Here is a 16,274-nt window from a genome sequence, read left to right as displayed (position 1 = left end):
CTTAAAAAGGGGGACTTCCAGTTTCCCCCTTCTCAAGGGGGGTTAGGGGGGATCAAAAGCACTGTACCTCACAAAAGGTGACAAATGCTATATTTATTTTCTGTGAGTTTTAACGAAGTTTATCAACAGTGGAAAAAATTTCGAGAGCAAGTTTTTAATTGGAATAAAGTGAATGAGTTTAGTTTTGCTCAGTTTTCGTTTAATAAGTAGCCAAAGTGAATTGAGAATTGAGAATTTAGAATTCAGAAACGATTCCCCTAAATCCCCCTTAAAAAGGGGGACTTCCAGTTCCCATTTTTAAGGGGGGTTAGGGGGGATCGAAAGCACTGTAACTCACAAAAGGTGAGAAATGCTATATTTATTTTCTGTGAGTTTTAACGAAGTTTATCAACAGTGGAAAAAATTTCGAGAGCAAGTTTTTAATTGGAATAAAGTTAATGAATTAAGTTTTGCTCAGTTTTCGTTTAATAAGTAGCCAAAGTGAATTGAGAATTTAGAATTGAGAATTTAGAAACGATCCCCCTAAATCCCCCTTAAAAAGGGGGACTTCCAGTTCCCCCCTTCTCAAGGGGGGTTAGGGGGGATCGAAAGCACTGTACCTCACAATAGGAAATTAGATCAATCCATATATATTGCCTTTGCGTCAGCCCTGTATTAATTATTAACCCGCCCCTTTCAATAATTTTAATTAAATAAACGATCGCAATCTTAGACATTAAGATGTAGTAATACTATGAAGATTTGATGAAGTTGATATGAGAATTTTCACGGTTATATTAAGATTTGATGCAATTGGCGAAATGCTCTTGACACTAGGGGGGTGGAATTATAATCCAAATGCAACATGGTTAGGACACTTAGAAATTCTCAAACTCTGTCATAGATTTTGTTGAATTTTGCATCGTTGATTTGATCTTGCGCGTGTCCTAACTACGTCAGTAAAATAAAATCAGGACTTACGCAAAATAACGCATTTATGCCATTGCGTTTTCCTGACGGAATGCTCCGCAAACATGTCGGCGACAGCCGTTAGCGGAAGCTATGCGCCAGCAAAACGTAATGACGTAATTACCTCGCTTTTGCGTAATATCATGTAAATTCATTGCGACTGGAACGGAGTGGAAGCAAGCAATCGCAAGGGTTTGAGATATCTCTTCCATCTATATCCTAATCATAACTAATCATCCGGACATGATATAAGTCCTACTCAAATTAAGGAGAAAAAACAATGGCAAATTTTATCGTTAACCAAACCACTGATGATGGAACTGGGAATCAGGTAGGTACTCTCAGTTATGCTATTGCTCAAGCTAACACAATGGCAGGGGATGATACCATTACCCTGCAAAACGATGTTCGCCTGACAGGAAGCATGCAGTCCCTCATTGACAGCAATATCACTATTGTTGGTGGCAACTATACCCTGAGTGGGGATGCCAATAATGACGGGATAGCTAATGCAGGAGATGTTCGGGCTTTGTTTATCAAGTCAGGAACCGTTGATATCTCCGATTTGACCATTACTAATGGTGTCGCCAAAGGCGGAGATAGTGGCGACGGTGGTGGCGGTGCTGGTATGGGCGGCGGCTTATTTATGTCCGATGGCACCGTCACCTTAACCGATGTCGATTTCACTAATAACCTAGCCCAAGGCGGTAGCGGTGGTGTTGGTTCCAGTGGTACTGGTGGTGGCATTGGACTAATTGGTAGCAACGGTAGCAATGGTAGCGAAGGTAGCTACGGCTACTTCGCCAACGCTGGTGACGGCACTGACGGTGGCAATGGCGGCTTCGGTGGCAATGGCGGCTACGGCGGCAAGGGTGGCTACACCTACGCCGACTACAGTGCCGGCTACTACTTCGCCGGCAACGGCGGCTACGGTGGTAACGGCGGCTTCGGTGGTGGTGGCGGCGAAGGTGGCGACGGCGGTGACGGCTACGTCTACGGCTACACCTACAACGGCGAAGGTGGCGACGGTGGCTACGGCGGCTTTGGTGGTGGTGGCGGCATTGCCGGCTCACCTGGGCTAGCCTACAATATTGACATTTTTGGGGGCGAAGGTGGCGACGGCGGCGACGGCGGCTGCGGCAGCAGCTCCGTCGGCGGCGACGGCGGCTTTGGCGCTGGTGATGGATTGGGTGATGGTGGTGGTGGGGCTGGCTTCGGCGGTGCCATCTTTGTCCGCACTGGTTCGTTAAGCTTCAATAACACCAGTTTTACCAATAACAGTGCTACCGGTGGTACTGGGGGTAACGATGGTCTAGGCTTGGGCGGAGCGGTTTTTATCATGCAGTCCACCACTAATACTAATGGCAACAACCAGGGAATGCCCACTACCCTAGCTACCGTTACTGGTTCTAACGTTACTTACAGTAACAACAGCGCGGCGGATGATGCAGGAACAGCTACCGATAACGATGATGTTTTAGGTACGATTACCATTACGAATAGTAACGCTGCACCGGATGCAGTAGACGATGCAGTAACAACTGATGAAGACAGCCTCCTCAGTGGCAACGTCCTCACTAACGATAGCGACCCTGACAGCGATCCCCTTACAGTTACCGAAGTAAACGGCAATGCTGCTGATGTTGACATTCAAGTGACTTTAACTTCTGGCGCATTGTTAACTGTTAACAGTGATGGTACTTTCGACTACGATCCTAACGGTCAATTTGAGAGTCTAGGTGTTGGAGAAAGTACAACTGAAACTTTCACCTATACCATTGATGACGGCAACGGTGAAACGGATACAGCCACTGCCACCGTTACCATTGATGGTGTCAACGATGCACCAGTCTTAGCACAAGAGATTGATGACCAAATCATCTCTACTAACGAGAACTTATCCTTTGATACCAGTGTCTACTTCAGTGATGTTGATACCAACGACACCCTTACCTATTCCGCGTCTAACTTACCAAGTGGGTTTAGTATTGATACTAATACTGGAATTATAACTGGTAGCAGTAACTCTGCTAGTATCACTCCCATAACCGTCACAGCTGATGATGGCAACGGTGGTACAATCAGTGATACCTTTGAATTAATTCTGGCTAACAATCAAGGTACTCCTAACCCTGATGTGATTGTGATGGATCTGGTCAGTGGCAATCGCATCAACGCCAAAGCTAGTGATGACGTAATCTTTGGCAGCTCTGCTAACGAGAAATTAGGTGGTTGGACTGGTGATGACGAAATTGATGGTGATGGTGGTCACGATGTTCTCTCTGGTGGTTGGGGCCACGATACCCTCACAGGTGGAGACGGTGACGATAAGCTATTCGGTGGTTTTGGCAATGACTTACTAGACGGTGGCTTAGGTGAAGATACTATAGTTGGAGGATTTGGTCAAGATACCATAGTCATCGCTAGTGGAGAAGGTATGGATACGATCCGATTTTTCCAACCTGGAGTCGATAAGATTGGATTAGCAGATGGTTTAACCTTCAATGACTTGTCCTTCTCTGGCAACAAGATTATCGAGACTTCGACTAATGAAGTGTTGGCGAAGTTGCCCTGGTTTAATACCGCTCATCTCGACAGTTCAGATTTTCTCGCAGTTTAAGTTGAGTTGAAATCTCAATTCCTGTGTGGCAGTTCATCGCTGTCACCAGGAATACTTATTGACTGAGAACGGGAACTCAAACCCATGTTGTACTCAAGCATTCAAAGCTTGAGTACAAGTGTCATTTCAGTTATCAGTTATCAGGGTGTTGCTGAATAAAAGTATAATTTTGTAGGAGTCAGGAGTCATATCAAATCCCGATAATTACTATACCCACGTCCGCAGCGACTGGAACGGAGTGGAAGGAAGCAATCTCAGTGGTTGAGGAGGTTGCTTCCTATCGTCGCAATGACGAAAGACAATATTCCTTATATTCAATCAAGCGCGGTTTTAACCAGAGGTAATTATCAATTATCCATTATCCATTAATGAACTGCTCTTTGACATAGTAAATACCTGAGCGCTCATTGCTATAATTTTTTTGAGATTTCCGGTTTAGTAGAATAAAAACATGAATTATAAATTTATAGAGTTAAATTCTGAAATTATCAAATATGGAAACATACGCATATAATCAAATTGCTGTAACTTGGGAAACATCTCAAAACATTGAACAACCAGACTGTTCTCCATGCGATCGCATTATCGAATTTTTACGTTGAGGATGTCTAATGATGTTTACACCAGAATTATTAGAAGTTTGTTAGATAGAACTTGCGCACTAAAATTGATTTTTCTAGATTTTTGAGGAATTTATGTTGTTTGTTCTGTTCCATTATAGTTACTAAAAAGACATCTCCGAAAAAGATATAGACTTTTTGCATTTAGTAGGGAACACTTAACTGGGAACAGGTAACAGGCAATACCATCCTGCTGGTAATGTAGGTGTGCAAATGGGTGGTTGGTTTAGGAAATAAATTAATACTGTAGCTGACCTCAACAGTTTAAATACTGAATAGCTTACTAATACTAACTTAAATCAGTCAATTGTTGAGGTAAGTTTTCCTCTGGAAATACTAATTTTGCTTGTAGATAATGTTCAAAAGACTTAATTAAATTATGGGTAGAATTTCCATAACAGCGAGTTTGATAAATTACAGCTAGATTGTGATTAACTATTGCCCATTCATAGGGAAAATCATTGAAATTAAGTACTTCTAAAGCTAACTCGCAGCAAGCTAAAGCAATTTCTAAATTAACATCAGAATCTCCATCCGGTAGTGCCCAAATAATCCGACCCAAATTTACTAATGCACTAGCAGTTGTAGTTGCCCTATTTTGACAAATGTTAGGAAAAACTTGCTTCGCCCACTTGCGTAAAATGTATATTAAATGAGGCTCTAATAAATCAAGATTTTCTACAATTAGAGGGTAAATTTGTTGAGGATCGCCTTCACTTTCCCAAGTTATTTGCAACGCTTCTAGCAAAAATGGCAAAGTTTCATTGATAGAAGTAGTTAAATCATGAGTGACAATTTTAGCTTCTAACCAAGCAGCAAAATTCTGATAATATGGCAGATTTTTATCTAAAACTATGTAGATAGGAAAATATGGTTGCATGAATTGATATTTACTTAATTTTGCTTCTATCGGCTGTGGTTGAAAGTTAATCATTTTTAATGTTTTTGTGCCTCTATTGTGACCTTAATTACATTCTATTTTCCCATTCTAGAGAGTAGCTTTCCGGATCGTATTCAATTATTTTTATAGATTTACTAGAATTATAATCGAGAATCTAGGGTAGTTAATTATTCTGATATAATTTAGTTGAGATTGTTATAGTTATTATAGTTATGTGGTGAAATAAATAGATAGCTCAAGTTGGATGCAGGTCTCAAGCCCCGTCCTAGAAGGACGGTTAACCTCAATCGGCGTTGCACAAATTAAATTGAACCTGATATACTAATAATATACGCAAGACTTGCTAGAGTCAAAACTATGATAGTATACGAATTCAAAGTCAAAGAAAACTTCAGCAATATCAAGCCGTTGATGAGGCTATTCGGACGGCTCAATTCGTGATAAATTCATGCCTTCGCTATTGGATGGATCGTCGAGGACTAGGTAGAAAAGAACTGTATCGCTATAATACCGAATTGCGTTCGATGTACCCATTCGTTCAAGATTTGAATTCCCATGCTTGTCAGGCGTCTGTAGAACGGTTTTGGTCAGCTATTGCTAGGTTTTTTGACAACTGCAAGAAAAATATCCCTGGGAAAAAGGGATACCCACGATTCAAGAAACATAGCCGCTCTGTTGAATACAAGACATCGGGCTGGAAATTGCTAGACCCCAAACATATTCAATTTACCGACAAAAAAGGTATTGGTAGACTCAAACTGATTGGGACGTGGGACTTGGCATTCTATCCAGTTGAGAAGATTAAGCGAGTGAGACTGGTCAGACGAGCTGATGGTTATTATTGTCAGTTTTGTATCAGTGTAGATGTTCATGTTAAAACCTTACCCACTAAACGAAATGTCGGTTTAGATGTGGGCTTAAAAGAATTCTACACCGATTCAGATGGTAATACAGAGCCGAACCCCAGATTCTACAGAAAGAGTGAGAAACGGATGAAATTCTATCAGCGTCGTGTTTCTCGCAAACAGAAAGGCAGTGCCAACCGCCAGCGCGCCATTAATAAACTGAGTACATGATATTACCCAAGTTTTCTAACTTTTACATACTATATTTTGTCGTGCGGAATCTGGGATAAAAGGTTTGTGCTGTGAGAATCTTGCCCACGGGGGGGTACCTCACCCTTGATGAAATCAACTGTATAATTATAGCAGTTTTCATGAACATAGAATACAGAGATTTTTGGCTGAAAGGCAGCTATGCAGGAGACAGAAGGCAGAAGTTTTGTAGTCTACCTTTGTGAAAACCGCTATAATTCTCTCCTTCGATCAATATTTATTCAGTTGAAAGCGAGTTTATTACAGGAAAATTGCCAAAACTACTTTACTTATTTTGACTTTTTTCTTACTAAAAATGCAGCACATTCGACATGAGCAGTTTGAGGAAAAAAGTCTGCAGGTTGTACTTTTCTCAACTCATATTTACCTGTCGAACATAAAAATTTCAAATCACGAGCCAAGGTAGCAGGTTTACAACTAATATAAACTATACGTTCAGGTAGAATTTGTAACAGAGTTTCTAAAACAGAGTGATCGCAACCTTTTCTCGGCGGGTCTAACAAAACTACATCAGGCTTTACCTCCAACTCAGGTAGTAAATCTTCAACTTTTCCAGCATAAAAAATGACATTTGTCAAGTAATTAGTTTCAGCATTCAACTGAGCCTGTTTTATAGCCATCGGTTGAACTTCTATACCAATGACCAAGACCTTCCTAGCCCCCTGTAACAACTCCTCACCTGCTATTTCCATAGAGTCGCGACCGGGAACGCCCACTTGCTGCAAATATTTTGCTATAGGTAAAGTGAAAGTACCGATACCACAATAAGCATCAACAATAATCTCCCGTCCGTTCAAAGCCAACTCTTGAATAACTACCTCCATTAATTTTTCCGCAGTCTTTGTATTTACTTGGAAAAAAGTATCGGGGGTCAATTGAAATTTTAAACCACTAAACTCTTCGTACAGATACAACCGACCAGCAACACAAACAGTCTGTTGACCAAAAATAGTATTTGTTGCCTTGGAGTTGTAGTTCAAACAAACACCTACTAACCGAGAATAATTTTCTAGCCATTTTTGTGCTTGAGCTTCGATACCTGGTAATAATTCTTTTGTTTTTTCCTCCTCTCCATTTATAACCAAAGTCAACAATATTTCCCCTGTGTTATTACCTATCCTCAAAGATAAATGGCGTACAATACCTGTATGTTTTTGTTCATCATATATTTTCCAGCCTTGCCTAGTAATATCCTGTTTTACTTCTTTGAGTAAAGGGTTCAAACGTTCGTCTTGAATGGGACATTGATTCAGATTAATCACTTTATGGCTACCTTTTTGATAATAGCCAGCTTTAACTTGACCTGTAGTAGAAATACTTAAAGGATATGTAGCTTTGTTGCGATATCCAAAAGCTGCTGGAGATGCTAGAGTTGGATCTACTGCTGATAATGTTAGCCCCCCTATTCTCTTTAAAGCTTGAATAACTTGATTTTGTTTAACTTGAAGCTGATATTCATAACTAATATGCTGCCATTGACAACCACCGCATTTGTCTGCAACTATACAATAAGGCTTTATACGATATTTGGACGTTTCTAGGAGTTGGTGTAATTTCCCATAAGCATATTTTGGTTTGACCACTGTTAGACGGGCAACTAGGCGATCGCCCGGAACTGTATCAGGCACAAATATGACTTTTTGACCATAGCGACCTACTCCATCACCGCTATCTGTTAAGTCTGTGATAGTTATTTCTACAAGTTGACCTTGTTCACAAGGTAGTTTAGCTAGGTTTTGATTATTGATATTCACTCATTTCTTTTGTCTACAAAATTTTAGAGTCATGTATAACCGTACGAACTAAGCTGTAGAAAATCGTGACAGCTTAATATCTTGGTATTGGATTAACCAATACTGGCTGTACGGCACAGCTCACTATTCCCTCGGCAGTAGATGCCCCTGGGAATTTCTTATCTTATATTTGAAGACTACCATTAATATCAGCATTAATCACTTTACCAGTTGCACTCCTGAATAAACCACGTTTGACTCGTTTACCTACATACAATTCATGCTGACAGGGCAATTCTAGGTCAAGTGCAGAAGTTTTACTGGTGTAACTTTCTTCAGTCTCAATCACTTTAATTCCTGCTAACACACACTTATAAGTTATCTGTTTGACTAGCTTAAAATGTGGTATTTGAGTAAAATTTTGGTTATTTTTTTTGCCGATGTTTGCACCTTGTTTCCAATTATCATTTTTGCCTATGACTACAGTACCAATATTATTTGTAGTTAAATACTCAACCACTAATTTACTGGTGTTATGCAGATAATTCTCCACAAAACGATTTCGGTGATAGGTTAACGCTTCAATCTTACGGCTAGTTTTTTTCTGGCCCTTGAGAACACTTTGATATTTAGCTTTTCGCTTGTTGTAAAGCTGATTGACGCTTTTTAGTGGCTTCCCATTAACAAGCAGAGGTTTCACACCAGGCTTGTTTGTAGCTAGAGCAACTAATCTATCAATCCCTAAATCTATTCCTGCTACATATGTAGACTCTATCCGTTGTTGTTCAGTTTTTTCATACACAACTTCAATTACATAGCAGCCAGTTGCAGGTACTATCCTCACTTCAACTACAGACTCAACCACTACAGGTATTTTGATATCACTCATAGATAAGTGACAAATACCGTCCTTTAGTGGTGCTTTATATACAGACTCTTTTGAGTAGATAACTACATTTCGGCCTTTGGTTTTGTCCTTATACTTTGGTATTTTGGGTTTACCTAGAAACTTTTGTGGATATTTTGACCATTCTTTTATAGCTTGAAAATAGCCACGCCAAGTTGCAACCAAGCATTTTATTATTTGTTTTGATACTTTAGTTGGTAATGATCTGTAGGCATCGCTATCTTTGGTGGCGTGGTACAGTTTAGTTAAATCTAGACTTTTTCCGCACTTAAAAAAATGCTGACGACAATAATAGTTAGCCAGGTTGTACAAGTTTTTTGATTTAAAGGCTAACTCATCACACACCCGCCAATACTGATGTGTTCGGTTAATAATATGTCTGTCAACAAGTCTCATTTAACCGCTATAATTCATTAGAGTTATTACCTGTTTAATATTACAACACTTTTCTACAAATAGCAACTACTTTATACAATTTTCATTCAACAGTTAATCACCCTAATTATTGGCTGTCATATACGAAATTTTGTCGATCAACCCGGTTTCTGCGTAAATCCTGATCGAACTCATTTTACTTAGAGGCTGTTTGTAAAGAATTATGAAGTATTAGTAGCGATCGCTAAACGTTTTAGCATTAAACGAATCATGGAAATATAAACCAAAGCTTCGCTATTGTGAGGATGTTCTTCATAATATGCAAGAAAGTCTACGATTACGGCCGCGCCCTCGCAAAAGTCCTCTCTACCACCCAGCGTCTGGGCAACACTTTAAACCCTTTTTCAGTTCTGTTAACAATAGCTAATTTCCATCCACAAACCATTGCCACTGATTTCTCTAGTTTTCCTCTATAACCTTGATCTGCCCAAACAATTTTCAGATTCGGCGCATCATATTTAGCTTGAAGAAATACAGACTTAGCTCCTTCTCTATCCTGTATATTTGCAGTATGTACAACTACACTCAGTAACAACCCTTGAGTATCTACTAATATGTGTCGTTTTCTTCCTTTTACCTTTTTACCAGCATCATAACCTCTAATCCCCCTTTTTCAGTCGTTTTTACCGACTGTGAATCAATTATACCCTAGAAATGGCTCTTCAGTTCTTCCTTGTTTGATTCTGACTTTTCTTTCCTACGGAATGCTACGCAAACGTAACATATCATTGATTTCTTTCCATACTCCACTGCGTTGCCAACGATAAAAATAGGTAGCTACGGTTTGCCAAGGTGGTAAATCATGAGGAAGTGCCCCCCATGTACAGCCGTTGTGTACGAGGTAGAAAATACCATTAATAACTTCTCTTGTATCGACACTTCCAGACCTACCACCAGAATGGGGTGGAGGAATCAGCCGCCTTCAAATTTCCCACTGTTCATTGGTTAGGTCACGCTTGATAGTTTTTTCTTTCCATAGGAGGGAAAATCATGACAATTATCATTGTCTTATCTTTTGCGTTATGGCGATCGCTTTCCCTTACAAAACTTTACAAACAGTCTCTTAGGGCTTGCTGATTAAGTCTAAAAGCATTTATAGATAAAGCCAAAGTGCCTGGGGTAAAAAAAGTGCAAGCTAAAAGGAGGGTTTAGCTCAAAATTCTCACTTGCATGAGCTGACAGAGGCGGAAAAATCAACAGACAATTCTTCCGACTACCTACTCCTGAGGAGGAGACTCCTACCCTCATCAGGGCGACTTTTTCAGCAAGCCCTACTTAGGCTTAAATTTCATAGCCACGTTAATTGTGTGATTATCGTCTTGAGGTAGGTCTTCTTCCTAGCTGAGAGGGAGTTCTTCCTGTAATGTACCTAGACGGAGTTTTCCGAGCTGCAATAAGGTCAGCATAGCTAACTTGTGGTGGTCGCCGTAGTTTTATCAAATCATTCTTAATAGATGCAGACTTCTAAGGTAACTCCTTCTTGATCTTAGTTACGGCTTCAGAAATACTCGCTTGAATGTCACTATTGGGATCTTGAACTTTGAATGCATCACCTAACTTGTCAGCAATTTTCGTTAACCCTTCTTGTGTCGTATCATCATACTCTCCAGGCTTAAATTTAATTGATATAGCCGTAGAATTATCTTGATCTCCATGGTTAACTTTTTGAATGGTGAAATAACTTAAGCTCCTGTTGAAATGAGATGCCATAAAAGATCTGACAGGTTCTGGAAGATTGGTTGGTGGTATTATTTTATTGTCAGTTACTGTCTTCCATGGTTTTAACTCTGTCTCCACATTGAGTCGATTAAAGTAGCTTTTGAAAAGTCTAAATTTTGCCAACTAATAGGTCTACCAAGATAGTCGGTTTTCTGCATAACTGTTTTCTTTTCTTCATCGCACTTATCAATAGACTTGTCGCTTTATAACTTAAAAAAAACCCAAAAGCCTTGTTCTGTAAGGATTGTAGCTATTGAATATAAAAATCCTGGGAATTATTGCTCTGTCTAGGTTAGAGTGATTTTTTTCCTTTATTTAGCGACAACTCTAATACCGATGCTACCGGACATGATATGACTTAGCTGTGTTGCTACTTTTTTGATAATACTGGCTGCACCATTACAGTCAGCATTAATAACTTGACCTTTTGCAGAACGATACAAGCCACAATTAACAAGCTTTCCTGATGGCTCCCACCTTTTCCTACGGAATGTTACGCAAACGGGTTTCGCACCAAATGTCGGCAGAAAATCATCCCATACTAAAACTAGCCTTACTCGTGTAACTATCCTCAGTCTCAACAAACTTAATCCCATACTGCTCAGATAATTCAGCTATCTTGGTTTTTAACTTGGCTGTAGGTATTTGAACAAACTGTTGGTTATTTTTTTGCCAATGTTAATACTATCTTTTTGGCGTTGATTCCACCCAAAAACTACTGTACCTATTTGATGCTCAATGCACCAGTTGATCACAAATCTAGCTGCTTTGTTCACATGATCACGCATCTGACGGTTGCGCTTTTCAGTAATAGCTGCTAAGTTATCGTCCCAGTAGTCACCAGACTGGCCTGATTTTATTTCTGCGTTGTAGATTAATCGTACACAGCCCAAAGTTCTCCGCAACAGATTTTCCTGTTCTGGAGTTGGGTAAAATCTAAATTTGTACGCTTTTTCAACCATCTACAACTTACTAAAAACTTTTTATGCTTTAACATATTGTGTGTGAAACCACAACATTGATTGGCATTCCCATACGACGCTCCCGGCAAGGAGAGCGCGGGTCTTCTGCCAACATTTAGATCAAAAGAACTTCCCATACTTTTGAGCGACTACCTAAGAGATGGATTGTTGAACGCACTTTTGGTTGCTTGAATAGATTTCAACATTTAAGCTCATATTATGAGGTGTATTCAGATGTAAGTGAAGCCATGATTTATGGCTCTTTAATTCACCTTATGGTTAGGCGACTAGCTAGCTAAGATTTACTTTATAAATCAGCTCTTAGCCATTAAATTAAAGGTAATAAAAATTCTTTTCTACCTTTCTTAATTCCTGACTCCGAATTCCTGAGTTCCTGCTACCTGCTTCCTGGCTCCGAATTCCCGACTCCTGACTCCTGCTTCCTGACTCCTGACTCCTAATTAATATCCGCTATTCAACAATACCAATAAATCTCTCAAATTAAATCCCTCAAATTTGATGACTGAGAAAGGTCGTAAATAGCTAAAATGAAATATAATTCTGAAATTTTTTGATAATTATGAGTGTAGTTAGCCAAGTTATTCTCAAAGCAGACGATGAATTACGTTATCCCAGTAGTGGGGAACTTCAAGCCATAAATACTTTTTTAAAAACAGGCGAGCAGCGCGTGCGTATTGCTAGCGTGCTTTCTGAAAATGAGAAAAGAATTGTAGACAAAGCTAGTCAAGAGTTGTGGCGCAGGCGTCCAGATTTTATTGCCCCTGGTGGTAATGCTTTTGGTCAACGGGAACGTGCTTTGTGCCTCCGGGATTATGGTTGGTACTTGCGTTTGATTACTTATGGGGTACTAGCTGGTGATAAAGATCCAATTGAAAGTATTGGTTTGATTGGTGTTCGGGAAATGTACAACTCATTGGGTGTACCAGTTCCTGGAATGGTAGAGTCAATCCGTTGTTTGAAGGAAGCTTCTCTTGCTTTACTTGATGATGAAGATGTTCAGGAAGCTGCTCCTTACTTTGACTATATCATTCAGGCCATGTCCTAAGTTTTTTTGTTTTTTGTAGCATGACTACCCATCTAAGGAATTCTTGGATGGGTTCAATTTTTAGAGTTTTGACTGATTAAAACTTCAACAAAAGTCAAAAGAATCCCAACTTAGATTTATTCAATTATTTTGCATCACACCACCAGCGATCGCCACTAAAATTAATACTCCAAAAGCTAATCTATACCAAACAAATATCCATGTATCTTGAGTTTGTAAGTATCTAATCAACCAAGCAATTGCTACGTAAGAAAAAATTATTGCAGATATAATTCCAGCAATAGTAGGTACTAAACCCACACCTCCAAAACCCTCATCCAATAGAGTCTTAAGTTCAACTAAACCTGCTAAAGTAATCGCTGGAAGACCCAATAAAAAAGAAAATTTTGCTGCTGTAGCCCTTTCTAACCCCATAAATAGGCCACCTGTAATAGTTGAGCCAGAGCGAGATACTCCGGGGACTAATGCCAATGCTTGAGCTAATCCCATGAGTATGCCATCTTTAATATCTAGTTGCTCAAAGTTACGTTTTCGACTACCAATTTTCTCTGCTATTCCTAATAATAAAGCCATAACTATTGAAGCAATAGCGATCGCCACTGTACTGCGCAAGGCCGAGTTATCAAAATCTGGAATAAATATTTTGATTAGTAACCCAAAAAGTATTATTGGTATGCTTCCCAGTACTATTCCAACTGCCATTCGGAAATCTGGAGACTGGTAATCGGATGTCACTATAGATTTATATGCACCAATCACGATCTTTGTCAAATCCTGCCAAAAATACCAAACAACTGAAAAAATACTGCCCAATTGAATCACAGCGGTAAAAGCCACACCAGGATCTCCCCAACCCAGGGCAACAGGAACAATCTTGAGGTGAGCCGTACTACTAATAGGTAAAAATTCTGTTAATCCTTGCACCATTCCTAGAATAACTGCTTGAAAAATATTCATTTGTGATAGCTGCTCAGAGGTGGAAACTGAGTCCAAAGGCAATGATTGGCCTACTTTGTCGTCTAAAGATATAAAAATTAGGGCGCTGACAATAACAGCAAATAAGAATTTCATTAAGTAGGGTTTTAAGTAGAACTATTAATCGATTATAGCATCAGAAGTATCACCACTTTTTTGAGTTTTGAGGAGTGAAAACTCTTTATTTCATAGGATTTTTGTTTATTATTAACTCTTCCTAAAAAATACCCTAGGAGGGGATAAAATACCTGTTATTATCAAAGATGCCCCTGGAGGGGATAATAAATGTGATATGTTAAATTAGATAAACTTAAGTAAAAAATCTTAAAAATACCTTGTTGAATAATACTTTATTTGCTAGAGTCACAATGCTTTACCCAGAAAAATTGGGGACAAATTTATTTTTCGGCGTTGCTGAAAAAATTAGAATCAGCCAAAAATGGGCTGTGTTTTGTACTGCCATATTTCTAGTGTCAGTGCCAGTCTTTTTTCAAGCTCCAATGGTACGTCAACTACCTTGGTTAAGTTTGGCTATGACAGGCTTTTGGTTATGGCTAAGTTTAAAACTACTTAAAGATAGAGATACCCATATATGGGGCGATCTATTATTGGGATTTACTTGGAGTTGGTTCACAGGTTCAATATACTGGGGTTGGCTACGACAAGAACCACTTCTCCACTTACCAGTTGAGGCGATATGTGTACCTTTTGCTTTATGGTGTTTGGCGCACAAAAGAGAAATGATAGGTAACTGTTTTTACCTTGGTTCTCTACTAGGTACAGCAGTTACAGATGGATACTTCTACATAACTGGTCTTATTCCTTATTGGCGACGATTAATGATAGTTGAACCAGATATGGCCTTAGAAGTATTCCAAGATGCTTTAACTCAAGTACGTACTTCCTGGGGAATAATTTGGATATTTGTTTTGGTGGGAATTCTATTGCTTTTTGGTCTTGTACCTTTGCAATCAAACAAGTTATACTTTTGGACCTTTGGAGCAGCAGTATTAAGTACAATTTTAGTGGACAGTCTATTTCTATTAGCTGCTTGTTTAGCCTAATACTAAGTAATATAGTCAGAGGGGGTGCAGTAGAAGAAGAAATTGGTAATAATCCTCTAGAAACCTATGCTATTTTAGGGGCAATCAGTTGATTAGTGATATATTAATGCTGACCAAAAGAGAATTCACACAAGTTTAGAGCTTGTGTTACCATGAGTGCCACTGTCGTGACTTTGCAACCTCCTCATATGATCCTTCGTACCGAAGCAGGCGATCGCTACCTACCTCTAGTAGGAAATAATTGTTGGACTATTGGTAGAGGTAGAGATAACACTTTTGTCCTGACTGATAGATGGATATCCCGCAACCATGCCATGATACAACAGATGGACAAAGGAGATTTTTATCTGATTGACTTAGGCAGTCGTAATGGTTCTTTTGTAAATAGTCGTCGTGTGAGTATTCCTGTAATTTTAAAGGATTCTGATCGCTTAGTATTTGGTCAAACAGAACTAGAATTTAATTGTCCATTACTAGGTATGGACAAACAGTCGGGTATAGATGGTGATTCTCAAGATTTTACAGCTACCTTGCATGTTCGTCGCCTAATATCAGTGATGGTAATGGATATCCGAGATTTTACAGTACTGACTAGAAAACTGGACGAGAGAGTATTGTCTGAAGTTATTGGTAGTTGGTTTCGGCAGGCAGGGGATATTATCAGGAAGAATGGAAGTTGGGTGGATAAATATATTGGTGATGCGATTATGGCTGTTTGGTTTCATGGAGCTGAGGGAGTTAGTAGTGCAGAAATGATTCGTATTTTTCAAGCTCTCAAAGATTTATATGAAGTAACAAGAGAACTAAGTAAAATCTACCCTTTACCGTTTCCTTTAAGAGTAGGAGCAGGAATAAATACAGGTTATGCAATGGTGAGTAATGCTGGTAGTAGTGAACGCTCGGATTATACTGCTTTGGGAGATACTGTAAATGCAGCATTTCGCCTAGAATCATCTACTAAAGAAATTGGTATGGATATTGCTTTGGGAGAAGGTACTTATCAGTATATTTGCGATTTAGAAAATGTGCATCAAATATTTAAGCAGTATCAAGTAAATCTGAAAGGCTATGATAGTTCAACTATTACTTATGGTGGTACTTTTAATAATCTCAATACTTTTTTGGGCAAAAAATTGTTCTCTGCAAAAAATCAAAATTTGTTTTAGATCAAATCAACTATAACTTTTTACAGATCGTAACTACATGGTT

Annotated in this window: 13 protein-coding genes and 3 pseudogenes; 7 read left to right on the top strand and 9 right to left on the bottom strand. The window is 39.2% G+C overall.

Going from position 1 to position 16,274, the window contains the following annotated elements:
- The first annotated feature begins 349 nt into the window (after positions 1-349).
- Both F6K27_RS11830 and F6K27_RS11825 read left to right on the top strand, forming a co-directional pair.
- Complete coding sequence (locus tag F6K27_RS11830; RefSeq protein WP_275670318.1) at positions 350-475, top strand: hypothetical protein; 126 nt, start codon at positions 350-352, stop codon at positions 473-475.
- A 753-nt stretch (positions 476-1,228) separates the two neighbouring features.
- On the top strand, positions 1,229-3,568 hold the full coding sequence (locus tag F6K27_RS11825; RefSeq protein WP_287273368.1) for an Ig-like domain-containing protein: 2,340 nt from the start codon (positions 1,229-1,231) through the stop codon (positions 3,566-3,568).
- Positions 3,569-4,477: 909 nt separating this feature from the next.
- Here F6K27_RS11825 and F6K27_RS11820 read toward each other — a convergent pair.
- The gene (locus F6K27_RS11820) at positions 4,478-5,122 is read right to left on the bottom strand and encodes a hypothetical protein (protein WP_287273370.1); all 645 of its coding nucleotides are present in this window, start codon (positions 5,120-5,122) and stop codon (positions 4,478-4,480) included.
- A gap of 324 nt (positions 5,123-5,446) precedes the next feature.
- On the opposite strand from F6K27_RS11820, the pseudogene F6K27_RS11815 reads away from it, so the two are divergent.
- A pseudogene (locus F6K27_RS11815) lies at positions 5,447-6,156 on the top strand (RNA-guided endonuclease InsQ/TnpB family protein); the annotation flags it as partial.
- Between the two features lie 317 nt (positions 6,157-6,473).
- Here the strand turns inward: F6K27_RS11815 and rlmD are convergent.
- From rlmD to F6K27_RS11785, 7 genes and pseudogenes are all read right to left on the bottom strand, one after another.
- On the bottom strand, positions 6,474-7,958 hold the full coding sequence (rlmD, locus tag F6K27_RS11810; RefSeq protein WP_287273372.1) for a 23S rRNA (uracil(1939)-C(5))-methyltransferase RlmD: 1,485 nt from the start codon (positions 7,956-7,958) through the stop codon (positions 6,474-6,476).
- 163 nt (positions 7,959-8,121) lie between these two features.
- The gene (locus tag F6K27_RS11805) at positions 8,122-9,240 is read right to left on the bottom strand and encodes a transposase (protein ID WP_287273374.1); all 1,119 of its coding nucleotides are present in this window, start codon (positions 9,238-9,240) and stop codon (positions 8,122-8,124) included.
- Positions 9,241-9,556: 316 nt separating this feature from the next.
- Entirely contained in the window at positions 9,557-9,883 is a 327-nt protein-coding gene (locus F6K27_RS34340; protein ID WP_375339650.1) for a transposase, read from the bottom strand.
- Between the two features lie 93 nt (positions 9,884-9,976).
- Entirely contained in the window at positions 9,977-10,192 is a 216-nt protein-coding gene (locus tag F6K27_RS34335; protein WP_353734880.1) for a transposase, read from the bottom strand.
- Positions 10,193-10,743: 551 nt separating this feature from the next.
- Complete coding sequence (locus F6K27_RS11795) at positions 10,744-11,121, bottom strand: hypothetical protein (protein WP_287273376.1); 378 nt, start codon at positions 11,119-11,121, stop codon at positions 10,744-10,746.
- A gap of 188 nt (positions 11,122-11,309) precedes the next feature.
- Positions 11,310-11,582: a hypothetical protein gene (locus F6K27_RS33620; RefSeq protein ID WP_353735974.1), complete on the bottom strand. Its 273-nt coding sequence runs from the start codon at positions 11,580-11,582 to the stop codon at positions 11,310-11,312.
- Positions 11,583-11,863: 281 nt separating this feature from the next.
- Positions 11,864-11,960: pseudogene (locus tag F6K27_RS11785) on the bottom strand (helix-turn-helix domain-containing protein); the annotation flags it as partial.
- 140 nt (positions 11,961-12,100) lie between these two features.
- On the opposite strand from F6K27_RS11785, the pseudogene F6K27_RS11780 reads away from it, so the two are divergent.
- Positions 12,101-12,259: pseudogene (locus F6K27_RS11780) on the top strand (IS5/IS1182 family transposase); the annotation flags it as partial.
- 281 nt (positions 12,260-12,540) lie between these two features.
- A complete protein-coding gene (locus F6K27_RS11775) occupies positions 12,541-13,026 on the top strand; it encodes an allophycocyanin subunit alpha-B (protein ID WP_124144190.1) in 486 nt (161 codons plus the stop codon).
- Positions 13,027-13,146: 120 nt separating this feature from the next.
- Here the strand turns inward: F6K27_RS11775 and F6K27_RS11770 are convergent, their stop codons facing one another.
- A complete protein-coding gene (locus tag F6K27_RS11770; protein ID WP_287284061.1) occupies positions 13,147-13,983 on the bottom strand; it encodes an undecaprenyl-diphosphate phosphatase in 837 nt (278 codons plus the stop codon).
- 353 nt (positions 13,984-14,336) lie between these two features.
- On the opposite strand from F6K27_RS11770, the gene F6K27_RS11765 reads away from it, so the two are divergent.
- Positions 14,337-15,065, top strand: coding sequence for a DUF3120 domain-containing protein (locus F6K27_RS11765; RefSeq protein WP_353735973.1), 729 nt, complete (start codon positions 14,337-14,339; stop codon positions 15,063-15,065).
- Positions 15,066-15,217: 152 nt separating this feature from the next.
- A complete protein-coding gene (locus F6K27_RS11760; protein WP_287273380.1) occupies positions 15,218-16,231 on the top strand; it encodes an adenylate/guanylate cyclase domain-containing protein in 1,014 nt (337 codons plus the stop codon).
- The last annotated feature ends 43 nt before the right edge of the window (positions 16,232-16,274 follow it).

The organism is Okeania sp. SIO2F5 (genome assembly GCF_010692685.1).
Lineage (GTDB): Bacteria > Cyanobacteriota > Cyanobacteriia > Cyanobacteriales > Microcoleaceae > Okeania > Okeania hirsuta.
Note: the sequence above shows the minus strand (reverse complement) of the source record. Positions and strands in the feature narration are given on the sequence as shown.